Origin of the sequence: Mycolicibacterium neoaurum ATCC 25795 (genome assembly GCF_000691525.1) — a bacterium.
Classification (GTDB): Bacteria; Actinomycetota; Actinomycetes; order Mycobacteriales; family Mycobacteriaceae; genus Mycobacterium; species Mycobacterium neoaurum.
In genome coordinates this window covers 215,109-237,303 of record NZ_JMDW01000010.1, presented here as the reverse complement: position 1 = coordinate 237,303, position 22,195 = coordinate 215,109, and the positions used below count along the sequence as shown (strand labels likewise).

At 67.4% G+C, this 22,195-nt stretch carries 23 protein-coding genes; 13 read left to right on the top strand and 10 right to left on the bottom strand.

Annotation, left to right across the window (positions count from 1 at the left end; translation table 11 throughout):
• Positions 1-30 precede the first annotated feature (30 nt).
• From IC40_RS0115040 to IC40_RS0115020, 5 genes are all read left to right on the top strand, one after another.
• A complete protein-coding gene (locus tag IC40_RS0115040) occupies positions 31-618 on the top strand; it encodes an Rv2134c family protein (protein ID WP_030135533.1) in 588 nt (195 codons plus the stop codon).
• Positions 602-1,438: an Rv2133c family protein gene (locus IC40_RS0115035; RefSeq protein ID WP_030135532.1), complete on the top strand. Its 837-nt coding sequence runs from the start codon at positions 602-604 to the stop codon at positions 1,436-1,438. Before IC40_RS0115040 ends, IC40_RS0115035 begins: the two co-directional genes overlap by 17 nt.
• A 90-nt stretch (positions 1,439-1,528) precedes the next feature.
• Complete coding sequence (locus IC40_RS0115030; protein ID WP_036460882.1) at positions 1,529-2,260, top strand: 3'(2'),5'-bisphosphate nucleotidase CysQ; 732 nt, start codon at positions 1,529-1,531, stop codon at positions 2,258-2,260.
• Between the two features lie 102 nt (positions 2,261-2,362).
• On the top strand, positions 2,363-3,601 hold the full coding sequence (gene mshC / locus IC40_RS0115025; RefSeq protein WP_030135530.1) for a cysteine--1-D-myo-inosityl 2-amino-2-deoxy-alpha-D-glucopyranoside ligase: 1,239 nt from the start codon (positions 2,363-2,365) through the stop codon (positions 3,599-3,601).
• A 21-nt stretch (positions 3,602-3,622) separates the two neighbouring features.
• Complete coding sequence (locus IC40_RS0115020; RefSeq protein WP_030135529.1) at positions 3,623-4,501, top strand: SDR family oxidoreductase; 879 nt, start codon at positions 3,623-3,625, stop codon at positions 4,499-4,501.
• Positions 4,502-4,575: 74 nt separating this feature from the next.
• Here the strand turns inward: IC40_RS0115020 and IC40_RS0115015 are convergent, their stop codons facing one another.
• Positions 4,576-5,445 (bottom strand): PAC2 family protein, encoded by an 870-nt coding sequence (locus IC40_RS0115015; protein WP_030135528.1) that lies wholly within the window; start codon positions 5,443-5,445, stop codon positions 4,576-4,578.
• A 379-nt stretch (positions 5,446-5,824) separates the two neighbouring features.
• On the opposite strand from IC40_RS0115015, the gene metH reads away from it, so the two are divergent.
• Positions 5,825-9,637, top strand: a complete 3,813-nt coding sequence (metH, locus tag IC40_RS0115010) for a methionine synthase (protein ID WP_081843448.1) — start codon at positions 5,825-5,827, stop codon at positions 9,635-9,637.
• 34 nt (positions 9,638-9,671) lie between these two features.
• Here the strand turns inward: metH and IC40_RS0115005 are convergent, their stop codons facing one another.
• Positions 9,672-10,514: an SDR family oxidoreductase gene (locus IC40_RS0115005; RefSeq protein WP_030135526.1), complete on the bottom strand. Its 843-nt coding sequence runs from the start codon at positions 10,512-10,514 to the stop codon at positions 9,672-9,674.
• A 65-nt stretch (positions 10,515-10,579) separates the two neighbouring features.
• Here IC40_RS0115005 and IC40_RS0115000 point away from each other — a divergent pair, with 65 nt between their 5' ends.
• Positions 10,580-11,263 (top strand): HAD family hydrolase, encoded by a 684-nt coding sequence (locus tag IC40_RS0115000; RefSeq protein ID WP_030135525.1) that lies wholly within the window; start codon positions 10,580-10,582, stop codon positions 11,261-11,263.
• Here IC40_RS0115000 and IC40_RS0114995 read toward each other — a convergent pair whose 3' ends face one another.
• A complete protein-coding gene (locus IC40_RS0114995) occupies positions 11,264-12,067 on the bottom strand; it encodes a serine hydrolase (RefSeq protein ID WP_036460704.1) in 804 nt (267 codons plus the stop codon). It lies immediately after the preceding gene.
• 213 nt (positions 12,068-12,280) lie between these two features.
• On the opposite strand from IC40_RS0114995, the gene IC40_RS0114990 reads away from it, so the two are divergent.
• The 5 genes from IC40_RS0114990 to IC40_RS0114970 all read left to right on the top strand — a co-directional run bounded on the left by IC40_RS0114990 (position 12,281) and on the right by IC40_RS0114970 (position 16,907).
• A complete protein-coding gene (locus tag IC40_RS0114990) occupies positions 12,281-13,750 on the top strand; it encodes a sugar porter family MFS transporter (RefSeq protein WP_030135523.1) in 1,470 nt (489 codons plus the stop codon).
• A gap of 71 nt (positions 13,751-13,821) precedes the next feature.
• On the top strand, positions 13,822-14,103 hold the full coding sequence (locus IC40_RS0114985) for a phosphoribosyl-ATP diphosphatase (protein WP_030135522.1): 282 nt from the start codon (positions 13,822-13,824) through the stop codon (positions 14,101-14,103).
• A gap of 2 nt (positions 14,104-14,105) precedes the next feature.
• Positions 14,106-14,951, top strand: coding sequence for an ATP phosphoribosyltransferase (hisG, locus tag IC40_RS0114980; protein WP_030135521.1), 846 nt, complete (start codon positions 14,106-14,108; stop codon positions 14,949-14,951).
• Between the two features lie 79 nt (positions 14,952-15,030).
• Complete coding sequence (locus IC40_RS0114975; RefSeq protein ID WP_030135520.1) at positions 15,031-15,531, top strand: DUF4126 family protein; 501 nt, start codon at positions 15,031-15,033, stop codon at positions 15,529-15,531.
• Positions 15,531-16,907 carry an FAD-containing oxidoreductase gene (locus IC40_RS0114970; protein WP_030135519.1) on the top strand — a complete coding sequence of 459 codons (1,377 nt, stop codon included), beginning with the start codon at positions 15,531-15,533 and terminating at the stop codon, positions 16,905-16,907. Before IC40_RS0114975 ends, IC40_RS0114970 begins: the two co-directional genes overlap by 1 nt.
• On the opposite strand, the gene IC40_RS0114965 is transcribed toward IC40_RS0114970, so the two are convergent.
• Genes IC40_RS0114965 through IC40_RS0114945 form a run of 5 tightly spaced genes read right to left on the bottom strand, consistent with a single transcriptional unit; the run spans position 16,891 to position 20,019 of the window.
• The gene (locus IC40_RS0114965; RefSeq protein ID WP_030135518.1) at positions 16,891-17,490 is read right to left on the bottom strand and encodes a flavodoxin family protein; all 600 of its coding nucleotides are present in this window, start codon (positions 17,488-17,490) and stop codon (positions 16,891-16,893) included. The genes IC40_RS0114970 and IC40_RS0114965 overlap by 17 nt on opposite strands.
• Complete coding sequence (locus tag IC40_RS0114960; protein ID WP_030135517.1) at positions 17,483-17,998, bottom strand: SRPBCC family protein; 516 nt, start codon at positions 17,996-17,998, stop codon at positions 17,483-17,485. Before IC40_RS0114960 ends, IC40_RS0114965 begins: the two co-directional genes overlap by 8 nt.
• Entirely contained in the window at positions 17,995-18,306 is a 312-nt protein-coding gene (locus IC40_RS0114955) for an ArsR/SmtB family transcription factor (RefSeq protein WP_030135516.1), read from the bottom strand. Before IC40_RS0114955 ends, IC40_RS0114960 begins: the two co-directional genes overlap by 4 nt.
• Positions 18,307-18,358: 52 nt before the next feature.
• A complete protein-coding gene (locus IC40_RS0114950; RefSeq protein WP_042509710.1) occupies positions 18,359-19,177 on the bottom strand; it encodes a thioesterase family protein in 819 nt (272 codons plus the stop codon).
• Positions 19,174-20,019, bottom strand: a complete 846-nt coding sequence (locus IC40_RS0114945) for a RecB family exonuclease (protein WP_030135514.1) — start codon at positions 20,017-20,019, stop codon at positions 19,174-19,176. Before IC40_RS0114945 ends, IC40_RS0114950 begins: the two co-directional genes overlap by 4 nt.
• Positions 20,020-20,105: 86 nt before the next feature.
• Between IC40_RS0114945 and IC40_RS0114940 the strand changes: the two genes are divergently transcribed.
• Complete coding sequence (locus IC40_RS0114940) at positions 20,106-20,963, top strand: tRNA (adenine-N1)-methyltransferase (protein WP_030135513.1); 858 nt, start codon at positions 20,106-20,108, stop codon at positions 20,961-20,963.
• Here IC40_RS0114940 and lppK read toward each other — a convergent pair.
• Together lppK and IC40_RS0114930 are read right to left on the bottom strand one after the other, a co-directional pair.
• Positions 20,960-21,565, bottom strand: a complete 606-nt coding sequence (gene lppK / locus IC40_RS0114935; protein ID WP_036460705.1) for a lipoprotein LppK — start codon at positions 21,563-21,565, stop codon at positions 20,960-20,962. The genes IC40_RS0114940 and lppK overlap by 4 nt on opposite strands.
• A gap of 10 nt (positions 21,566-21,575) precedes the next feature.
• Positions 21,576-22,070, bottom strand: a complete 495-nt coding sequence (locus tag IC40_RS0114930; protein ID WP_030135511.1) for an MTB12 family secreted protein — start codon at positions 22,068-22,070, stop codon at positions 21,576-21,578.
• Between the last annotated feature and the right edge of the window lie 125 nt (positions 22,071-22,195).

Genomic DNA, 22,195 nt, shown 5'->3' with positions numbered 1-22,195 from the left:
CGGCCGCTACCGGCTATTTTGAAAGGTGCCATGGCCCGCGCAATTCACGTCTTCCGCTCACCCGACCGTTTCGTGGCCGGGACCGTCGGGCAGCCCGGGAACCGCACGTTCTACCTGCAGGCCGTCCACGACAAGCGCATCGTGTCGGTGATGCTGGAGAAACAGCAGGTGGCCGTGCTCGCCGAGCGGATCACCGCGCTGTTGGTGGAGATCAATCGCCGGTTCGGCACCCCGATCCCGCCCGATACCGGCGAGATCGACGACCTGCAACCCCTCGAGATGCCCGTGGACGCGGAGTTCCGGGTGGGCACGATGGGACTGGGCTGGGATGCCGAGGCACAGACCGTGGTGGTCGAACTGCTCGCGGTCTCCGACACCGAGTTCGACGCCTCGGTGGTGCTCGACGATGCCGAGGAGGGTCCCGACGCGGTCCGGGTCTTCTTGAGCCCGGAATCGGCACGGGAGTTCGCGACCCGGTCCAACCGGGTCATCTCGGCCGGTCGACCACCGTGCCCGCTGTGTGACGAACCGCTCGATCCCGAAGGCCACATCTGCGTGCGCACCAACGGATATCGGCGCGGTGCCTTCGGCGGGACAGATGATGAACCGCCCTTCTGATGCCGATCTCGCGGAACTGCTGAGCACCGGCGAACTGAACGTTCTCGGGCGTATCCGCTCGGCGAGCAACGCGACGTTCCTGTGCGAGTCCACCCTCGGTGAGCGGACCGTGCATTGCGTGTACAAGCCGGTCGCCGGCGAGGCGCCGCTGTGGGACTTCCCGGACGGCACACTGGCGGGCCGCGAGCGGGCGGCCTATCAGATCTCGGCGGCACTCGGTTGGGATATTGTGCCGCACACCGTCATTCGTGGCGGTCCTGCCGGTATCGGCATGGTGCAGGTGTGGGTCGACCAGCCCGGCGACGGATTGACCGACGACCCATCCGAGGGCGACGGCGACGATGGTCTGGATCTGGTCGATCTGGTGCCTGCGGGCGAGGTGCCCGCCGGTTATCTGCCCATCCTGCAGGCCTATGACCAGTCCGGTGACGCCGTCCTGTTGGTGCACGCAGACGACGACCGACTGCGGCGGATGGCTGTGTTCGATGTCCTGATCAACAACGCCGACCGCAAGGGCGGGCACATCCTCGCCGGTGTGGACGGCCGGGTCCGCGGTGTCGACCACGGTGTGACCCTGCACACCGAGGACAAGTTGCGCACGGTGCTGTGGGGGTGGGCGGGCAAACCCGTCGAGGACGACGCGTTGCGCGCCATCGACCAGTTGCGAGTCCGGTTGCACGACGGGTTGGGTGAACAGCTGCGCGAATACCTGACCCCCGCCGAAGTGGCCGCACTCGATGCGAGAATCACTGCACTGCTTGACGATCCGGTGATGCCGTCACCGGATCGGCACCGCCCGATCCCATGGCCTGCCTTCTGACCGCGGGTACCCGACCCGCCGTCGCCTCGGCCCCACCGCGATACTTGTCCGGTGACTCTCGCCGCGCATACCGACGCCGAGGTGGCCGCGATGGTGGCCGCCGAAGCCGGGGAGCTGCTGCTGGCCGTCCGCGAGGAGGTCGGTTTCTACGACTCCTACGAACTCGGTGACGCCGGCGATCGCCGGGCCAACACCTTCATCTTGAAGCGCCTGGCCGAGCTGCGCCCGGGTGACGCCGTGCTTTCCGAGGAGGCCGTCGACGACCTGTCGCGGGTGCATGCCGACCGGGTGTGGATCGTCGACCCTGTCGACGGCACCCGCGAGTATTCGATGGCCGGGCACGCCGACTGGGCTGTGCACATCGCACTGTGGCAACGCAACGGCAGTCCGGAGGGCGCCATCACCGACGCCGCCGTCGCCCTGCCCGCGTTGCGCCAGGTGTACCGCACCGACACCGTCACCCCGCCGCCACCGCGACGCGACGGGCCCATCCGGATCACCGCCAGCACCTACCGACCACCGGCCGTGCTGTGGTGGTTGCGCGAACAGATGGACATCGAGGTCGTCCGGATCGGCTCGGCCGGCGCGAAGGCGATGGCCGTGGTGCGCGGCGATGTCGACGCCTACATCCATGCCGGCGGCCAGTGGGAGTGGGATTCGGCCGCCCCTGCCGGGGTTCTCTGGGCCGCCGGCCTGCACGCCACCCGGTTGGGCGGGGCGCCGCTGGTCTACAACCGGCGCGATCCCTACCTGCCGGATCTGCTGATGTGCCGCCCCGAGCTGGCAGGCCCGCTGCTCGACACCATCCGCTCGGCCTTCTGAGGATGGGTTCGGGGAATGAACCGGCCTTACTACTTGTCGGTTCCTGGCGAAAGGCAGATCCAACGGAGGGCACCGGTGAGCCAACAACCTAGAGTCGACGTCATGCAGTCCTGGCCGGCGCCGACCGTTCCCACGTTGCCGGGCGCCGGTGTCGCGCTGCGGCTCTACGACACCGCCGACCGCCAGGTGCGCCCGGTTTCGCCCGGTCCCACGGCGACGATGTACGTCTGCGGGATCACCCCCTATGACGCCACCCACCTGGGGCACGCCGCCACCTATCTGACCTTCGACCTGGTCAACCGGGTGTGGCGGGACGGCGGACACGACGTGCATTACGTCCAGAACATCACCGATGTCGACGACCCGCTGTTCGAGCGGGCCGAGCGCGACGGTATCGACTGGCGCGAACTCGGTGATCGCGAGACGCAGCTGTTCCGCGAGGACATGACAGCCCTACGGGTGCTGCCGCCGCGCGATTACGTGGCGGCCACCGATGCCATCGCCGAGGTCGTCGAACTCGTCGAGAAGATGCTGGCGTCCGGGGCCGCCTACGTCGTCGACGATCCGCAGTATCCCGATGTGTACTTCCGTGCCGATGCGACCCGGCAGTTCGGCTACGAGTCCGGCTATGACCACGAGACCATGTCCCGGCTGTTCGCCGAGCGCGGTGGTGACCCGGACCGCGCAGGCAAGGTCGATCCGCTCGACGCGCTGCTGTGGCGTGCCGAACGTCCCGACGAGCCCAGCTGGCCGTCACCGTTCGGCGCGGGCAGGCCCGGTTGGCATGTGGAGTGCGCCGCGATCGCGCTGACCCGCATCGGTACCGGCCTCGACATCCAGGGCGGTGGGTCGGACCTGATCTTCCCGCACCACGAGTACTCGGCCGCACACGCCGAATCCGTGAGCGGCGAACGGCGCTTCGCCCGGCATTATGTGCACTCCGGGATGATCGGCTGGGACGGCCACAAGATGAGCAAGAGCCGCGGCAACCTGGTGCTGGTCTCGCGGTTGCGGGCCGAAGGGGTGGATCCCTCCGCGGTGCGGCTGGGCCTGTTCGCCGGTCATTACCGGCAGGACCGGTTCTGGAGCGATGACGTCCTGTCCCAGGCTCAGACACGGCTGCAGCAGTGGCGGGCAGCCACCGCGCTGCCGGCAGGTCCCGATGCCACCGATCTGCTCGGCCGCGTCCGCGGTTACCTCGCCGATGATCTGAATACCCCGAAAGCCCTTGCCGCCGTCGATGGTTGGTGTACCGATGCGTCGACCTACGGCGGCAGCGACCCGACGGCGCCGGGATTGGTCAGGGACCTGGTCGATGCATTGCTGGGTGTGCGGTTGTAGCCGCCGAGTAGGTTGACGGCCATGAGCTCACTGCACGGCAAGGTCGTCTTCATCACCGGGGGAGCGCGCGGTGTGGGTGCCGAAGTGGCCCGCAGACTGCGTCGCAAGGGCGCCCGGCTGGTGCTCACCGATCTGGACGAGGCGCCGTTGGCGGAACTGGCCGAGGAACTCGGCGGGCCTGCGCACGTACTGACCGCCCTGGCCGACGTTCGTGACCTGCCCGCCATGCAGCGGGCGGCCGATGCCGCGGTGGACCGATTCGGCGGCATCGACATCGTGGTCGCCAACGCCGGGATCGCCAGCTTCGGTTCGGTGCTGCAGGTCGATCCCGAGGCGTTCCGCCGCGTCATAGACGTCAACATCGTCGGCGTGTTCAACACGGTCCGGGCCACCCTGCCCGCCGTCATCGAACGCCGCGGTTATGTGCTGGTGGTGTCCTCGCTGGCGGCGTTCACCTCCGCTCCCGGGCTGGCCGCTTACCACGCCTCCAAGGCCGGTGCCGAATACTTCGCCAACACCCTGCGCCTGGAGGTCGCCCACCGCGGGGTTGATGTCGGTTGTGCGCACATGAGCTGGATCGACACCCCGCTGGTCCAGGACGCCAAGGCCGACCTGTCCACGTTCCGCGAGATGCTCAGGCGCATGCCGGGGCCGCTGAAGAAGACGACGACGGTCGCCGAGTGCGGTGCGGCGTTCGTGAAGGGCATCGAGGGACGCAAGAAGCGCATCTATTGCCCGAACTGGGTCGGGGCCTTCCGCTGGGTCCGCCCGGTGGTCTCCACCGCACCCGCCGAAAGCGATATCCGCACGTTCACCCCGGAGCTGCTGCCGCAACTCGACGCCGAGGTTGCCGCGCTCGGACGGTCACTCAGCGCCCGCACCGAGGCCTTGGAGGACTGAACCCTGCCGAAGGGTCGGTTATTGCACGCGGAAGGCGAGAACGCGTGTCATAGGTGGCCACTGGGCCGAGAGAATCAACGGCCGCGCCGGCGCAGGTACCGCTCGAACTCCGCGGCCAGCGCATCCCCGTCGATCTTGCCCAGCGCGTCGTTCATATCGACCTCGGCGTCCCCGCGTTCCTCAAGGGACTGCACGTACTCGGCGATCTCGTCGTCCTCGGCGGTCATCTCGGTGACGGCTTGCTCCCACTCCTCGGCCGCACTCGGCAGGTCGGCCAGCGGCACCTCGATATCGAGCACGTCTTCCACCCGACGCAGCAGCGCCACCGTGGCCTTGGGGTTCGGCGGCTGCGACACGTAGTGCGGCACCGCCGCCCAGAACGTCACCGCGGGTATCCCGGCCTGCACGCAGGCGTCCTGGAACACCCCGGCGATCCCGGTCGGCCCCTCGTAGCGAGTCTCTTCCAGCCCGAAGAACTTGGCCGAGTCGGCGGAGTATGCGGCGCCGGAGACCGGGACCGGACGGGTGTGCGGGGTGTCGGCCAGCAGCGCGCCCAGGATCACCACGGTGTCGACGTTCAGCTTGTCGGCGATCGCCAGCAATTCTGCGCAGAATGTGCGCCACCGCATATTGGGTTCGACCCCGTGCATGAGCACGATATCGCGGTCGCTACCGGGCGGGCGGCAGTGCGAGATGCGCATCGAGGGCCAGACCAGCTCCCGGGTCACCCCGTCGATCTGCCGGATCACCGGACGATTGACCTGGTAGTCGTAGTACGTCTCGTCGTCGATCTCGACGATGGTCTCGGCCTCCCAGATGGAGTCGAGGTGTTCGAGCGCACCGCTGGCCGCATCACCGGCGTCGTTCCAGCCCTCGAAGGCCGCGACGACGACCGTGTTCTGCAGGTTCGGCAGGCGGGGGCCAATCGCATCCGACGGTGTCACTCTGCCAGCGTAAGCCCTGACCGGTGGTCATGAGTCCTGCCGGGCCGCGTGGCGAACGGGCGTCGGCGGGCGGCGTGCGCTCGGGCGGTGGCCGAACCCGGTTGACGGGCCCGATTACCCTGTTCTCATGGTTGCCGACACCGTCGTCGGCGAGCCCGTCGAGACGAAATATGTTCGGCGGCAATCGGGTTGATCATGATTGCCGCGTGGTTGCCGACAAGGCCCTGGTCAGGGTCGGTGCCGGCGACATCATGGGCGTCCGGACGTCGGTTGGGGGACGACGTAGACTTTTCTCCGTCGAGAGGCGTTGCAACGGCTACCAGTGGGCAAATAGCTCCGGTATCCGCCACGCTCGGCAGAGTCAAGGACGCCTTCCGTCATGGAAGGAGTGCATGTGACCGCTGCGACATCTGGCACCTCGGCGACGCCGACCAGCACCGGAGCGACCGGCACTGGAGCGACCGAGTTCACACCGAACATCCGGCCCGACTGCACAGCCGAACTGACGGCCGCACTCGATGAGCGGATCCTGGTCATCGACGGCGCGATGGGCACGGCGATCCAGCGTGACCGCCCCGACGAGGCCGGATACCGCGGCGACCGGTTCACCGAATGGCCGACGGCGCTGCAGGGCAACAACGATCTACTCAACCTGACCCAGCCGCAGATCATCGAGGGAATCCACCGCGAGTACCTGGAGGCGGGTGCGGACATCCTCGAGACCAACACCTTCAACGCCAACGCGGTCTCGCTGGCCGATTACGACATGGCCGATCTGGCCTACGAGCTCAACTACGCCGGCGCCGCGCTGGCGCGGGCGGCCGCAGACGAGTTCAGCACGCCCGAGAAACCGCGCTATGTTGCCGGCGCCGTCGGGCCGACGACCCGGACCGCGTCGATCTCACCGGACGTCAACGATCCCGGTGCCCGCAATGTCTCCTACGACCAGTTGGTCGCCGCGTACCTCGAAGCCGTCAACGGCCTGGTCGACGGCGGCTCCGACCTGCTCATCGTCGAGACGATCTTCGACTCGTTGAATGCCAAGGCCGCGGTGTTCGCCATCGAGACCCTGTTCGAGCAGCGTGGGCGCCGCTGGCCGGTGATCATCTCCGGCACCATCACCGATGCCTCCGGACGCACCCTCTCCGGTCAGGTCACCGAGGCATTCTGGAACGCTATCCGGCACGCCAAACCGCTGGCGATCGGTCTGAACTGCGCGCTGGGCGCGCCCGAGATGCGGCCCTATATCGCCGAGATGGCGCGTATCGCAGACACCTACGTGTCCTGCTATCCCAACGCCGGCCTGCCCAACGCCTTCGGTGAGTACGACGAGTCCCCGGAGCGTCAGGCCGGCTATATCGCCGAATTCGCCGACGCCGGACTGGTGAATCTGGTCGGGGGCTGCTGCGGTACCGCGCCGCCGCATATCGCCGAGATCGCCAAGACCGTCGACGGCAAGCCGCCGCGTGAACTGCCGAAGATCGAGGTCGCCACCCGGCTGTCGGGCCTGGAGCCGCTCAACATCACCGATGATTCGCTGTTCGTCAACATCGGCGAGCGCACCAACATCACCGGGTCGGCGCGATTCCGCAACCTGATCAAGGCCGAGGACTACGACACCGCGCTCTCGGTCGCCCTTCAGCAGGTCGAGGTCGGTGCCCAGGTCATCGACATCAACATGGACGAGGGCATGATCGACGGCGTCGCCGCGATGGACCGGTTCACCAAGCTGATCGCGGCCGAGCCCGATATCAGCAAGGTCCCGGTGATGATCGATTCCTCGAAGTGGGAGGTCATCGAGGCGGGCCTGAAGAACGTGCAGGGCAAGCCGATCGTGAACTCGATCTCGCTGAAGGAGGGCGAGGAGAAGTTCATCCGGGAGGCGCGGCTGTGCCGCAAATACGGCGCCGCCGTGGTCGTGATGGCCTTCGATGAGCAGGGCCAGGCCGACAATCTCGAGCGCCGCAAGGAGATCTGCGGACGCGCCTACCGGGTGCTCACCGAGGAGGTCGGCTTCCCCGCCGAGGACATCATCTTCGACCCGAACTGCTTTGCGCTGGCCACCGGCATCGAGGAGCACGCCACCTACGGGATCGACTTCATCGAGGCCTGCGCCTGGATCAAGGAGAACCTGCCCGGTGTGCACATCTCCGGGGGCATCTCCAACGTGTCGTTCTCGTTCCGCGGTAACAATCCGGTGCGCGAGGCGATCCACGCGGTGTTCCTGTTCCACGCCATCAAGGCCGGCCTGGACATGGGCATCGTCAACGCCGGGGCGCTGGTGCCCTACGACTCGATCGACCCCGAACTACGGGACCGGATCGAAGACGTCGTCCTCAACCGGCGCGAGGATGCCGCCGAACGACTGCTCGAGATCGCCGAGCGGTTCAACAAGACCGAGAAATCCGAGGATCCCGCTGCGGCCGAGTGGCGGTCACTGCCGGTCCGCGAGCGCATCACGCACGCGCTGGTGAAGGGTATCGACGCGCACGTCGACGCCGACACCGAGGAGCTGCGCGCCGAGATCGAGGCTGCCGGCGGGCGTCCGATCGAGGTGATCGAGGGACCGCTGATGGATGGCATGAACGTCGTCGGCGACCTGTTCGGGTCGGGCAAGATGTTCCTGCCTCAGGTGGTGAAGTCCGCACGCGTCATGAAGAAGGCCGTGGCGTACCTATTGCCGTTCATCGAGGCCGAGAAGGAGGCCAACGGCACCTCCTCCAGCAAGGACACCAACGGCACCATCATCATGGCGACCGTCAAGGGCGATGTGCACGATATCGGCAAGAACATCGTCGGAGTTGTATTGCAGTGCAACAACTTCGAGGTGATCGACCTGGGCGTGATGGTGCCCGCCCAGAAGATTCTCGACGCCGCAAAGGAACACGACGCGGACATCATCGGGTTGAGCGGTCTGATCACCCCGTCGTTGGACGAGATGGTCAACTTCGCCGTGGAGATGGAGCGCGAGGGCCTGGAGATCCCGCTGCTGATCGGTGGTGCGACGACCTCGCGCGCGCACACCGCCGTCAAGGTGGCGCCACGCCGCAAAGGTCCGGTGGTGTGGGTCAAGGACGCCTCCCGCTCGGTGCCGGTGGCCGCCGCACTACTCGACGACAAGCAGCGTCCGGCGCTGCTGGAGGCGACCGCGGCCGACTACGCCTCGCTGCGGGAGCGGCACGCCCAGAAGAACGAACGGCCCACGTTGACCCTGGAGAAGGCGCGGGCCAACCGCACTCCGATCGAGTGGGAGGGCTACACGCCGCCGGTGCCTGCCCAGGGCCTCGGTGTTCGCGAATTTCTCGACTACGACCTGGCCGAGCTGCGGGAGTACATCGACTGGCAGCCGTTCTTCAACGCCTGGGAGATGAAGGGCCGATTCCCGGACATCCTCAACAACCCGGCATCGGGCGAGGCCGCCCGCAAGCTATACGACGATGCACAGCAGATGCTCGACACGTTGATCAAGGAGAAGTGGCTGACCGCCAACGGTGTCATCGGGTTCTTTCCCGCCAACGCCGTCGGTGACGATGTCGAGGTCTATACCGATGAGACCCGCAGCGAGGTGCTCACCACGCTGCACAACCTGCGCCAGCAGGGCGAGCACCGCGACGGCATCCCGAACCGGTCCCTGGGCGATTTCATCGCGCCCAAGCAGACCGGCCTGGCCGACCACGTCGGCGCCTTCGCCGTGACGGCGGGCCTGGGCAGCGCGGACAAGATCACCGAGTTCAAGGCCGATCACGACGACTACAGCGCGATCTTGCTGGAGTCGCTGGCCGACCGGCTGGCCGAGGCGTTCGCCGAACGCATGCACCAGCGGGTGCGCCAGGAGTTCTGGGGTTACCAGCCCGACGAGCAGCTCGACAACCAAGAGCTGATCGGGGAGAAGTATGTCGGTATCCGCCCGGCTCCGGGCTATCCGGCGTGCCCCGAGCACACCGAGAAGACGACGCTGTTCGAGCTGCTGGACGTGACGAAGCGGACCGGTATCGAGCTGACCGAGTCGATGGCTATGTGGCCGGGTGCGGCGGTCAGCGGGTGGTACTTCTCGCACCCGCAGTCGCAGTACTTCGTGGTCGGCCGGCTGGCACAGGACCAGGTGGCCGACTACGCCAAGCGCAAGGGGTGGACGCTGGCCGAGGCGGAGCGCTGGCTGGCGCCGAACCTGGGCTACAACCCGGAGGACTGAAACCCGCAGGACTGACCTCCGCAGTCGGCCGAGATCAGACGAACACCTCGCGGTTGCGGGCGGCCCACTGGGCCATCGACTCCGCGGGAATGCCGGTGAGCCGCTCGACGTGGTCGTTGGCCGGCTGGCCGGTGACGATCTGGTCGCGAGCGAATTGCTCCTCGGCTCCCTGCGGGTCGGCCGCACGGTCGAAGAGGTCGAGGTACCAGTCCACACCATCGCCCATGAGGGGGCGCAGCAAGGCGTCTGCCTCGGCACGACTGCAGCGCCGCATCTCGACGTCGATGCCGACCCCGATGCCGATCTCACGGGCGATCTCGGCACGGGTGAGCGCACGTGGTCCGGTCAGTTCGTACATCTTGCCCAGATGGGAGTCCTGCGGATCGGCGAGCAGATGAGCGGCCACCCGGGCGATATCGCGCATGGACACCGGAGATTGCACCGCGTCGGGCGCGATGTCGTGCACCACCCCGGTCCTGATCTGGGGTGCCCACATGGTGAAGTTGTCGCTGAACTCGCCGGGACCAAGTTGGGTCTGGCCGAGACCGGAGGCGGTGACGGCATCGGCATGCTGCTGCCAGTGCGCGCCGCCGGTGAGTGCCACCACGTAGCGCACCCCCGCATTCGTGAGGTGCTCCAGGGTCGCCGCCAGTGTCGGGGGATGCGGTGCCAGATAGACCCGCTCGACACCGTTCAAGGCGGCGGGTAACGAATCAGGCTTTCCCAGGTACCCGGTGACCGCGGTCACCGAATCGGGCAGTGCGGCCTTCGTCGGATTCACCGTCAGCGCCCGGATATCGTTGACGCCCAGCGCGATCAACTCGGCGACCACCTGCCTGCCGATATTGCCGGTTGCGCCCGTCACGAGAATCGTCATACCGACACCGTAGCCACGGGCTCCGACAATTCGGGCCGCATCGGCGTCGATGAGACACTGGGTTCATGCGTGCGGTGTTGTGGGATATGGACGGAACGCTCGTCGACTCCGAAAAGCTCTGGGACATCGCGATTCAGGACCTGTACCGCAAGCACGGTCGTGAACTCACCGCCGAGGTGCGCACCAGCACGATCGGCGGGTCGAGCGAGAACGTCCTGGCGATCGTCTACGCCGACCTGGGATTGCCACTGGATCCCGAGGACATGGCGCGCACCGCGGACTGGATGCACGATTACGTCGGTGAGCTCTTCGCCGACGGTCTGCCGTGGTGCGCCGGGGCCCGGGAGCTGCTCGACGCGCTCGCGGCCGCCGACGTCACGATGGCGTTGGTGACCAACACCCGTCGCGTGCTCACCGAGAAGGCTCTCGACAGCATCGGACGGGGCTATTTCGCGGTGACCGTATGTGGTGATGAGGTGCCCAGCGGTAAGCCCGCGCCGGATCCCTATCTGCGCGCCGCCACACTGCTGGGCCTCGATCCGGCCGCATGCCTGGCCGTCGAGGACTCTGTCACCGGGGCTGCCGCGGCCGAGGCGGCCGGCTGCGCGGTGTTGGTCGTACCGAACGAGGTCACCGTGCCCGGTGGGCCGCGGCGGCGGCAGGCCGATTCGCTGTCGGACCTCGATGTGGAGTCTCTGCGAGCGATCCACACCGAACTGGGCGAGCTCAGCGACGAGCGGAGCGCCTGATCACGGCGTCCCCGACGGGAACACGGTGCGCACGGCGCGCGTCATGGTGTCCCTGGCGCTGGCTGCTCCGTTGGGATCCAGCGAGCTGATCGCCATCACATAGCGGCGGTCGGCGCCGACGATGCCGGTGGAGACGTGGAGCTGGTTGCCCCCGTTCCAGCAGCAGAACCACCCCTGCTTGACCGCCAGCGGTGTGCCCGCCAACCCGTCGGGCAGCCCGAACCGCTGTGGGTAGCCATCGGCTCCCGCCGGGGTGAAACCGGCCAGGTTGCCGACGATGATCTCGGTCTGTTCGGGCGGCAGCCCACCGGAACCGTTGAGCAGCATGTCGTAGTACTGCACCAGATCGGCGGCCGTGCTCTGGGTGACGTCCCAGCGCCCGTTGGCAGGGGCGGTGGTCGCCGCCAGCCCGTATCGCTGTTTGACCCGGGCGATCACGGCGTTACGGCCACCGCGGTCCCAGAACATCTGGGCTGCACCATCTTCGGACGACCGCAACATCGCGTCCAGCGCGGCGTGGTCGGACTCGGACAGTGTCGACGATCCTGTTGCCTCGCCGAAAAGCGCGTCATCGGCGATGAACAATTTCACCACCGACGCGATGGGAAACGCGCTATTGCCGTTGCTGACGAGTCGGCCGGTGCCCCGGTCGAGCACCGCGAGCTCAAGATCGGCGCCGGAGGAGGCGGCTTCGGTGGTCGCCAGCCGTACCCGCGCGTCGATATCGTCGGGCTCGGCCCTGGCCGGACTCAGCGGGACACACACCAGTGCGGCGAGCGCGATGAGCGACAGTTTGCCAAACATGGGTCTCCCTGCGAGCGGATTCGAATCGAGCTGGATTCGGCCCGCAGTACCCCCGATGCGGCAACGCTAATCGGATCTCGTTCGAGATCACCCTGACCGGCGTCCGGCCGCTTACCGCCGCGCGGCGAAACACCGCGTATTAACGGCCCGGCGCGGCCACGTCTGTGCCATCGTGAAGCGACACGCATCACGGTGCCGGGGAAGGACGATTCGATGACGCACGGTCCGGTCGGGGGCGACGACGCCTCGTTGTTCGACGACGACGCGAGTTTCAATTCCGGCCGCACGGCGGTGCGGATCGCCACGGTGGCCGCCCTCGGTGGCCTGTTGTTCGGCTACGACAGCGCGGTGATCAACGGCGCGGTGAGCTCGATCCAGGAAGATTTCGGGATCGGGAACGCCGAACTGGGATTCGCCGTCGCCTCGGCGCTACTCGGCGCCGCGGTGGGCGCGATGACGGCCGGTCGCATCGCCGATCGGATCGGCCGTATCGCGGTCATGAAGATCGCCGCGGCGCTCTTCTTGATCAGCGCGTTCGGTACCGGCCTGGCTCACGACGTGTGGACGGTGGTGCTGTTCCGCATCGTCGGTGGCATCGGGGTCGGTGTGGCCTCGGTGATCGCACCGGCCTATATCGCAGAGACCTCACCGCCGCAGATCCGGGGCCGGTTGGGTTCGCTGCAGCAGCTGGCCATCGTGTTGGGCATCTTCGCCTCGTTCGTCGTCAACTGGCTGCTGCAGTGGGCCGCCGGCGGACCCAACGAGGTGCTGTGGCTCGGCCTGGACGCGTGGCGCTGGATGTTCCTCGCGATGGCCGTGCCTGCCGTGCTCTACGGTGCGTTGGCCTTCACCATCCCGGAATCGCCGCGCTATCTCGTTGCCAGCCACAAGATTCCGGAAGCGCGCCGGGTCTTGAGCATGTTGCTCGGCCAGAAGAACCTGGAGATCACCATCACCCGCATCCAGGACACCCTGGAGCGGGAGGACAAACCGTCGTGGCGAGATATGCGCAAACCCACCGGCGGGGTCTACGGCATCGTCTGGGTCGGTCTGGGCCTGTCGATCTTCCAGCAGTTCGTCGGCATCAACGTGATCTTCTACTACTCCAATGTGCTGTGGCAGGCAGTCGGATTCAGCGCCGACGAGTCGGCGGTCTACACCGTGATCACCTCGGTGATCAATGTGCTGACGACCCTGATCGCCATTGCTCTGATCGACAAGATCGGCCGCAAGCCGCTGCTGCTCATCGGGTCGGCAGGGATGGCGGTGACCCTGGCGACCATGGCGGTCATCTTCGCCAACGCGACGGTCAACCCCGACGGCACCCCCAGCCTGCCCGGCGCCTCCGGCGTGATCGCGCTCGTCGCGGCCAACCTCTTCGTGGTCGCGTTCGGCATGTCCTGGGGGCCGGTGGTCTGGGTGTTGCTCGGTGAGATGTTCCCCAACCGCATCCGGGCCGCTGCTCTAGGCCTTGCCGCGGCCGGTCAATGGGCCGCCAACTGGGCGATCACCGTGACATTCCCGGAGCTTCGCAACCACCTGGGGCTGGCCTACGGCTTCTACGCGTTGTGCGCGGTGCTTTCCTTCGTGTTCGTGTCCAAGTGGGTGCGTGAGACCAAGGGGGTCTCCCTGGAGGACATGCATGCCGAACTGTTGAGTACCGACGAAGCGGTGGGCAAGTGAGCGTTCGGCGCTGATCCGCGAGGCGTCCGGCGCCGCCGCGACGGAATCCCATTGGGTCTTGTGTTCGGCGCATGAAACAATCGCTGTCCGTGAAGACCTTCGACGCCCTGTTCGCCGAGCTCAGTGAGAAAGCCCAGACCCGGCCCGCCGGGAGCGGGACGGTTGCGGCACTGGATTCCGGCGTCCACGGCCTTGGCAAGAAGATCCTCGAAGAAGCCGGCGAAGTGTGGCTGGCGGCCGAGCACGAGAGCGACGCGGCGCTGGCCGAGGAGATCAGCCAGCTGCTGTACTGGACCCAGGTGCTGATGCTGGCGCGCGGTCTGAAGCTCGATGACGTCTACCGGAACCTGTGACCATGTTGCGTGTCGCGGTGCCCAACAAGGGCGCTCTCAGCGAATCGGCGTCGGAGATCCTCTCGGAGGCCGGCTACCGCCGCCGCACCGACCCCAAGGACCTGACCGTCGTCGATCCGGCGAACAACGTCGAGTTCTTCTTCCTGCGGCCCAAGGACATCGCGATCTACGTGGGCTCGGGGGAGCTGGATCTCGGTATCACCGGTCGGGATCTGGCCGCCGACGCCGATGCGCCGGTCAGGGAACGGCTCGCATTGGGCTTCGGCTCGTCGACGTTCCGCTACGCGGGCCCGGAGGGTCAGGACTGGCAGGTGGGCGACCTGGCGGGCAAGCGGATCGCCACCGCCTATCCGAATCTGGTCCGTCGCGATCTGGCCGCCAAGGGAATCGAGGCGACGGTGATCCGGCTCGATGGTGCGGTCGAGATCTCCATCCAGCTCGGCGTGGCCGATGTGATCGCCGATATCGTCGGCTCCGGACGCACGCTGCGGTTGCACAATCTGGTCGCCTTCGGTGAGTCGCTGTGCGATTCGGAGGCCATCCTGATCGAACGGTCGAACTCCGATCCCGACCCCGCACGCGATCAGTTGGCGGCCCGGGTGCAGGGTGTGGTCTTTGGCCAGCAGTACCTCATGCTCGACTATGACTGCCCGCGTACGGTTCTGGACCGGGCGACCGCGGTCACCCCTGGCCTGGAATCGCCCACCATCGCTCCGTTGGCCGACCCCGACTGGGTGGCGGTGCGGGCGCTGGTGCCGCGCCGCACGGTGAACACCATCATGGACGAGCTCGCCGCGATCGGCGCCAAGGCGATCCTGGCTTCCGATATCCGCTTCTGCCGGTTCTGATCGGCTGCCGGATCATCCGGCTCACCAGCGTCCTGCGTGTTAGCGTCCGGAGATCAGCTGGTCCGGCGCGGAGGTGCTCATGACGGTGGTCCTGGTTCTGCTGCTCGCGTTGTTGATCGGCGTGGTGGCCGGTCTGCGCGCACTCACGCCGCCTGCCGTGGTGGCCTGGGGTGGTCTGCTCGGCTGGATCGAGCTCGACGGCACCTGGGCGCAGTGGCTGACTCACCCGATCACGGTCACGGTGCTGACCATCCTGCTGGTGGTCGAACTGGTCACCGATCAGCTGCCCGCAACACCGCCGCGCACGGTCACGATGCAGTTCGCCGCGCGCCTGTTCACCGGTGCCTTCGCCGGTGCGGTACTGGTCAGCGGGGTCATCGGTGACGCCTCCGCGGGCAACGTCATCTCCGGTATCGGCGCAGGCGTCATCGGCGCGGTGCTGGGCACCATGGGCGGTTACCGGGCCCGCAAGGTATTGGTCGAGCGCAACGGCGGCAGGGATCTCCCGGTGGCCCTCGTCGAAGACGTGATCGCCGTGGCAGGCGGATTCGCGGTGGTCTACCTCGCATCGCTCATCTGATGCCGCAGGAAACGGCTTTCGACGCCATCATCGTCGGCGCGGGGCAAGCCGGTCCGCCACTGGCCGGGCGGCTCACCGACGCCGGCCAACGCGTCGCGGTCATCGAGCGCAAGCTCGTCGGCGGCACCTGCGTGAACTCTGGCTGCATTCCCACCAAGACGTTGGTGGCCAGTGCGCATGCTGCCCATATCGCCCGCCGCGCAGCGGATTTCGGCATCGACACCGGCTCGGTCAGCGTCGACATGGCCAAGGTGAAGGCGCGCAAGGACGGTATCGTCGAGTCCGACCGGCGCGGGCTGGAATCCTGGATCGAGGGGATGGACGGCGCGACATTGCTGCGCGGGCACGCCCGTTTCGTCGACCCGCACACCATTGACGTCGACGGGCGACTCATCAGCGCGGACCGGATCTTCCTCAATGTGGGCGGGCGGGCGGTGGTGCCCGACCTTCCTGGTCTGTCCGATATCGACTATCTGACGAATGTGTCTGTGCTGGAACTCGATAGCGTTCCCGAGCATCTGGTGGTGATCGGTGGTAGCTATATCGCGCTGGAATTCGCGCAGATGTACCGCCGATTCGGTGCGGCGGTCACCGTCGTCGAACGCGGGCCGCGACTGACCTCGCGTGAGGACGAGGATGTGTCCGCCGCCATCCGCGGCATCCTGGAGGCCGAAGGGATCGTCGTGCACACCGATGCCGATGACATTCGTTTCACCAAGCGTGACAACGGGTTCGAGGTGACACCGCGGGCCGGCGCCGAACCGATCGAGGGTAGCCACGCGTTGATCGCGGTGGGGCGGACGCCCAACACCGACGACCTGGGTTTGGACAGGGCCGGCGTGCGCACCGACCACCGCGGCTACATCGAGGTCGACGATCAGCTGCGTACCTCCGTCGAGCACATCTGGGCAATGGGGGATTGCAACGGCAGGGGTGCATTCACCCACACCTCCTACAACGATTTCGAGATCGTCGCGGCCAATCTGCTCGACGATGACCCGCGGCGGGTCAGTGACCGGGTATCGACCTACGCGCTCTACATCGACCCACCGCTGGGCCGGGCCGGGATGACCGCCGAGGAGGTGCTGCGCACGGGTCGAAAGGCGTTGGTGGGCACGCGCCCGATGACCAGGGTCGGCCGCGCGGTGGAGAAGGGTGAGACGCAGGGCTTCATGAAGGTGGTGGTGGACGCCGAGACCCGCCAGATCCTCGGTGCGTCGATCCTCGGCGTCGGTGGTGACGAGGTGGTGCACGCGATCCTGGATGTGATGACCGCGAAACTGCCCTACACCGCGATATCGCGCACCATGCACATCCATCCCACGGTCAGCGAGCTGATTCCGACGTTGTTGCAGGATCTCAGGCCGCTGACGTAACGGCGCGGCCCGCGCTGAGTTGCGCGGTCACCCGCGCGACGCGTGAGCCGAGGTGGGTGAAGGTGGCCAGATCGGCGGGATGCACATCCCGGCGATCGGCGTCGACATCGGTCTGCGCGCCGGCGCCCAGCCAGAATCCCAGCCGGTTGAGGTCGTGCTCGCTGCCCGCAGAACTGTTCCATCCCGGGCCCAAACCCAGGTTGACCCAATGCATGTGGTGCTGGGCGGCGAAGACGGACAGCGAGATCAACGCGGTGAGCTTGTCACCGCTCTTGGCGCCGGAGTTGGTGAACCCGGCGGCGATCTTGTCCCGCCAGGCCCCGTCCACGCAGCGTCGACCGGTCTGCTCGGCGAATGCCTGGAAGCCTGCCGAGATGTTGCCCATGTAGGTGGGTGCGCCGAAGATGATGGCGTCGGCGGTATCGAGGGTGGCCCACACATTATCGGTCAGCTCGCCGAGGTCGACCATGTCGACATGCGCACCCGCCTCGCGGGCGCCGTCGGCGACCGCACCCGCCAACGTGGCGGTGTGGCCGAAACCGGAGTGACAGGCCACCGCGACGGTGGGCGGGATATCAGACATCATGGTTATCTCCTCCGTAGTACATCGTTTGTGCCAGTTGGCGATAGCGGTTGCGCCAGGGTGGGAGCGGTGCTCCGTCCAGTAGTGCGGCGAGTCGGTCCAGGAACGCGTGGGTGCCCGGGCGGAAGCCGCCGGCGTTACGCACGCCGAGGCCGCGGTGGGTGAGCACCAAACGCGTGCCTGCGTTCTCGGGGTGCAGTTCGTAGCGCACATATCCCGGCTCGGCGATCCGCTGGTTCCATTCGTGTTCGAGCACGTGCGGTGGATCCCAGACGGTGATCCGTCCGGTCATCCGCTTGGCGGCTTCGGGGGTCGGGGGATCGGTCGGAACCATGTCGATGTGTCCGCCGACGCGCGGTTCGATGACGGTGGGGCCCATCCACCGGGCGCGCTGCGCGGGTTCGGTGAGCGCCGCCCAGACCGTGGCCGGCGGATGCGCGAGCCAGCGATCGAAACGCAGCGTGGCGCGGTCCCCGTCGACGATGAGCTCGCCTGCGGTGTCGCTCATGATTGCTCCGGGTTGTCGAGATGACGCTCGAGGGCGTCCAGGTGGCCGGTCCAGAACTGCCGGTAACGGTTCAGCCACTCGTCCATCGCGACCAGGCCGTCGGCGCGCAATGCGTAGATCCTGCGCTGCGCGTCCGAGCGCACCTCGACAAGGCCGACCTCGCGCAGCACCCGCAGATGGCGCGACACCGTCGGCTGGGTCAGCTCGGGCAGGCTGGCGACCAGCTCGCCCGCCGAGCGCTCACCGTCGCGTAACGCGTCCAGCAGTACCCGACGGCTGGGTTCGGCAACCGCCTCGAAGACATCCACATCCGACAGTATTGCATTTCGTCTATATAGACGCAATGCGATATTCAAGCGGTCAGCGGGCGCGCTGAACCAGCAGGGTCTGCGCCGACGTACCGATGAACCCATCCCGGTCGAAGATCTCGGCCGTTGTCACACCGATACCGTCCGGGCCGATGGACGCCCGTGCACGCAGGCCGAAATCATCCCCGCGCGGGGCGCGGTGCAGATACACGGCAGTGTCGGTGTTCAGGAAGACGAAATCGGCAGGATCCAGCACGGCGCCGATCCCGTTCGCAGAATCCACCACCTGGGCCAACCGCTGCAACGGGGTCGTCGGCTCGTCGTCGACCAGCGGCACCAGCGGGCTCATCCAGGCCTGGGCGGCCTGGCCCGGTTCGGTGGCCTGATTACGCCAGCTCACCGTCTCCAGATAGCCGGGGGCGCCGAGCCAACCGTGCGCGGTGTCGACCGCCGAACCCTCGGCCAGCGGGGCGTACCGGTCGGTGCGTACATCGGTGGTGTCACTGATCGCCAACAGCCATGCGCTCACCCGGGCCACCGGACGGTCCGGCGCATCGGACGGACACATCTCGGCGACGGCGAGGCTGATCCGCGCGCCCGGACGCTGTACCCAGGCGCGTACCCGTACCGGAGCGACCGGGATGGCGCCGAGGATGTCCAGCAGCAGCCGCCCCACCCGAAGCTGGGGCCGGTCGCGGTACAACTCCTCGATGGCTTTGGTCAGCAGTGCCAGCGGCGGGGAGCCGTGCTGGATGGCCGGGCCCCAGTTGCTGGCCGTGCTGACGGTCGATTCGAACAACTGGAACTCGCCATCGGATCCGAGCCGACGGTAGTGCGGTGCGCGCGCTCCTTCGGTGTGCGAGATGGTCATTCGGCGGGCACCTCCGGCCAGCCCGGGTACGGCGGCGGCGTGCCCCCGAACTCGGGACACCGCGCCTGATGTGCACACCAGTCGCACAGCTTGGATCGTTTGGCCCGGAATTCACCGGTGCGCCCAGCCGATTGGATGGCGCGCCAGATGGCGGTCAAGGTGCGCTCGAATCGGATCAACTCCTCCGGGTCGGGGGAGTAGTCCAGTACCTGTCCGTCGGCCAGGTAGATCAGCCGCAACCGGGCGGGCAGCACGCCGCGGGACCGCCACAGCGCCACCGCGTAGAACTTCATCTGGAACAGGGCCTTGGCTTCGGCCAGCGCCCAGACCTCCGAGGGCGCCTTGCCGGTCTTGTAGTCGACCACCCGCATCTCGCCGGTGGCCGCCACGTCGATGCGGTCCACGAATCCGCGGAGCAGCGTGCCGTCGTCGAGTTCGACTTCCACCCGCTGTTCACAGCTGTGCGGGTCGAACCGGGTCGGATCTTCCAGCCGGTAGTACCCCGAGAGCAGCTTGCGTGCGTCGCGCAGGATCGCCGGGCGCAACTCCGGATCGAGGTCCTGGCCACCGGCGGCATGTTCGGCGGCGACCCGTTCCAGCGCCGGATCGACCAGTGTCAGGGCGGTGTCGTGCCCGCGCCGGGCGGCCGGCAGGGCGTAGAGATCCTCGAGCGCGGCGTGCACCACCGATCCGCGCAGCTGAGCCGCGGACACCGGTTCGGGCAGCCGGTCGATGGCACGGAAGCGGTACAGCAACGGGCACTGCTTGAAATCGCCGGCGCGCGATGGGGACAGGGCAGGGCGCCGAGCGGTTGCCGGTCCGGTTCTGGTGGCGACGCTCATGACCGGAAGCCTATGTCGGCACCCCGACAATCCCTGGCCCAATCCCTCGACGCCCGGCCGTGGCGCGTCTGGCAGGCTAGGGCCCCGTGGCAATCACTGGTCCGTTCGTCGTGGGCGATCGCGTGCAACTCACCGACGCCAAGGGGCGGCACTACACGATGGTGCTCAGTCCCGGCGCGGAATTTCACACCCATCGCGGCGCGATCCCGCACGATCAGGTGATCGGCCTGCCCGAGGGCAGTGTCGTGAAGTCCACCAACGGCGACCCGTTCCTGGTGTTGCGTCCGCTGTTGATCGACTATGTGCTCTCGATGCCGCGTGGTGCCCAGGTGATCTACCCCAAGGACGCCGCGCAGATCGTCCACGAGGGCGATATCTTCCCCGGTGCCCGGGTGCTCGAGGCGGGCGCCGGGTCGGGCGCGCTGACGTGTTCGCTGTTGCGTGCGGTCGGTCCGGCCGGACAGGTCATCTCCTACGAGGTCCGCGACGACCACGCCGTGCACGCCATCCGCAACGTCGAGACATTCTTCGGTGAGCGACCGGCCAACTGGGATCTGCGCATCGCCGACCTCAACGAGTACCCGGTAGGTGCGGACGGACAAGCCGGGCTCGATCGGGAGGTCGATCGGGTGGTGCTGGACATGCTCGCACCCTGGGAGGTGCTCGATACCGTCGCCGGCGCGCTGGTCGCCGGTGGGGTGCTCATCGTGTACGTCGCCACCGTCACGCAGCTGTCCCGCACGGTCGAGGCGCTGCGCGAACAGCAGTGCTGGACCGAGCCGCGATCGTGGGAGACCATGCAGCGGGGCTGGAACGTCGTCGGTCTCGCGGTGCGGCCCCAGCACAACATGCGTGGGCACACCGCGTTCCTGATCTCCGCGCGCAAGCTCGCTCCGGGAACCATCACCCCGACGCTGCTCAAACGGCGCAAGCAACAGGTCTAGCGCGGCGGTGTCGGTGGGGCCGGGGGGAGCGGGTTCTGCGCCTGCAACTCAAGCAGCTGATCGGCGGTGTCCCTGGTCAACTGCCAGGCGCCGTCGTGCAGGGTGAATTGCATCGGGAAAGTGAACGGCGCCGCGCCGGGAATCGGATTGGCCGGTGCGACCGTCACGGTGGCCACGACATCACCGGCGTCCCCGGAAGCGGGGTCCCTGACACCGGCGCCAGTGCCGTCCGCCCACGTCAGATCGGCCGCCTGAAAGCTCAGCGGAGCCAGACCGGCGTCGACGGTGGCCTTGGCGAAACGATCGAGGGCCGCGGCGTCTTCGGGGGTGGCAAATTGCACCAGCGGCACCTTCTGCGCACCGGGAATCGAAGGGTCGGCCAGCTTGCCCAATACCTCGGTGAGCGCCTCCGGTGCCGGCAGCGCAGCGGCGGGCGGCTGGAATGGCATCGCGGATGTGCTGATGGGGGCGGGCGCCGGGGACTGCGCGGCGGTCCCGCGGTCGGGCTGGTCGGCGCATCCGGACAGCAAGAGCGCCGCCACCGAGGTGACGGCGCTCAATGCCTGCTTGGTGAGGAGGGGGATACCCCCGATGCGGCGCATTGCCGTCCGGTCAGCCGGCCGCCGAGAGCAGCGACAGCGCGGACTGCTTGGTGACCTGCCAGCCGGTGGGGCTGGGCCCTGCGATGAACGTCACCGGCTGGGTCGCGGTACCGCCCGTAGCAGCCGTCGCGGTGACGTTGGCGGTGGCGACGGGACCGTTGACGTCGATATCGACGACGTTGAAGGTCAGCGGGAACTTGCCCTCACGCGCCGCGTTGTTGTACGCACGGTCGGCCGCGATCGACTCGAAGCGTCCGACGCCACCCTGGATGTAGGGCGCCTTTCCGGCGAACGAGCCGGGGCTGGCGAGCGCGGTGAGCGTCTGCGTCAACGGCGCGGCCAGATCGGGTGCGGGCGCCTGCGGTAGCGGGGTATCCCACACCACGGTCACGATTGCCGGTGCGTTGCTCGCTGCCACCGACGACACGCCCGCAGCGGCAGCCGTGACCAGACCGGCTGCTGCGGCACTGGTCACTACGCCGGTCACTAGGGTTTTGATGAGCACAGTGGTCCTTTCCAACGGGCCAAGTATTCCGTGAGGTTAACAGCGTTGCTGGTGTGTCGAATTCCTAGACCGCACACAAAGGCTGAATCGCCGGTAGCGTTGAAGTTGTTACTGCGCCAACATTC

What these genes read in the sequence shown, in the direction of transcription:
- IC40_RS0114970 (WP_030135519.1), top strand. Translation starts at nt 15,531, where the DNA reads ATGCCGCAGGAAACGGCTTTCGACGCCATCATCGTCGGCGCGGGGCAA.
- IC40_RS0114960 (WP_030135517.1), bottom strand. Translation starts at nt 17,998, where the DNA reads ATGAGCGACACCGCAGGCGAGCTCATCGTCGACGGGGACCGCGCCACG.
- IC40_RS0115020 (WP_030135529.1), top strand. Translation starts at nt 3,623, where the DNA reads ATGAGCTCACTGCACGGCAAGGTCGTCTTCATCACCGGGGGAGCGCGC.
- IC40_RS0114995 (WP_036460704.1), bottom strand. Translation starts at nt 12,067, where the DNA reads ATGTTTGGCAAACTGTCGCTCATCGCGCTCGCCGCACTGGTGTGTGTC.
- IC40_RS0115000 (WP_030135525.1), top strand. Translation starts at nt 10,580, where the DNA reads ATGCGTGCGGTGTTGTGGGATATGGACGGAACGCTCGTCGACTCCGAA.
- lppK (WP_036460705.1), bottom strand. Translation starts at nt 21,565, where the DNA reads ATGCGCCGCATCGGGGGTATCCCCCTCCTCACCAAGCAGGCATTGAGC.
- IC40_RS0114990 (WP_030135523.1), top strand. Translation starts at nt 12,281, where the DNA reads ATGACGCACGGTCCGGTCGGGGGCGACGACGCCTCGTTGTTCGACGAC.
- metH (WP_081843448.1), top strand. Translation starts at nt 5,825, where the DNA reads ATGGAAGGAGTGCATGTGACCGCTGCGACATCTGGCACCTCGGCGACG.
- IC40_RS0115030 (WP_036460882.1), top strand. Translation starts at nt 1,529, where the DNA reads ATGGTGGCCGCCGAAGCCGGGGAGCTGCTGCTGGCCGTCCGCGAGGAG.
- IC40_RS0114945 (WP_030135514.1), bottom strand. Translation starts at nt 20,019, where the DNA reads ATGAGCGTCGCCACCAGAACCGGACCGGCAACCGCTCGGCGCCCTGCC.
- hisG (WP_030135521.1), top strand. Translation starts at nt 14,106, where the DNA reads ATGTTGCGTGTCGCGGTGCCCAACAAGGGCGCTCTCAGCGAATCGGCG.
- mshC (WP_030135530.1), top strand. Translation starts at nt 2,363, where the DNA reads ATGCAGTCCTGGCCGGCGCCGACCGTTCCCACGTTGCCGGGCGCCGGT.
- IC40_RS0115040 (WP_030135533.1), top strand. Translation starts at nt 31, where the DNA reads ATGGCCCGCGCAATTCACGTCTTCCGCTCACCCGACCGTTTCGTGGCC.
- IC40_RS0115035 (WP_030135532.1), top strand. Translation starts at nt 602, where the DNA reads ATGAACCGCCCTTCTGATGCCGATCTCGCGGAACTGCTGAGCACCGGC.
- IC40_RS0114950 (WP_042509710.1), bottom strand. Translation starts at nt 19,177, where the DNA reads ATGACCATCTCGCACACCGAAGGAGCGCGCGCACCGCACTACCGTCGG.
- IC40_RS0114965 (WP_030135518.1), bottom strand. Translation starts at nt 17,490, where the DNA reads ATGTCTGATATCCCGCCCACCGTCGCGGTGGCCTGTCACTCCGGTTTC.
- IC40_RS0114985 (WP_030135522.1), top strand. Translation starts at nt 13,822, where the DNA reads ATGAAACAATCGCTGTCCGTGAAGACCTTCGACGCCCTGTTCGCCGAG.
- IC40_RS0115005 (WP_030135526.1), bottom strand. Translation starts at nt 10,514, where the DNA reads ATGACGATTCTCGTGACGGGCGCAACCGGCAATATCGGCAGGCAGGTG.
- IC40_RS0114975 (WP_030135520.1), top strand. Translation starts at nt 15,031, where the DNA reads ATGACGGTGGTCCTGGTTCTGCTGCTCGCGTTGTTGATCGGCGTGGTG.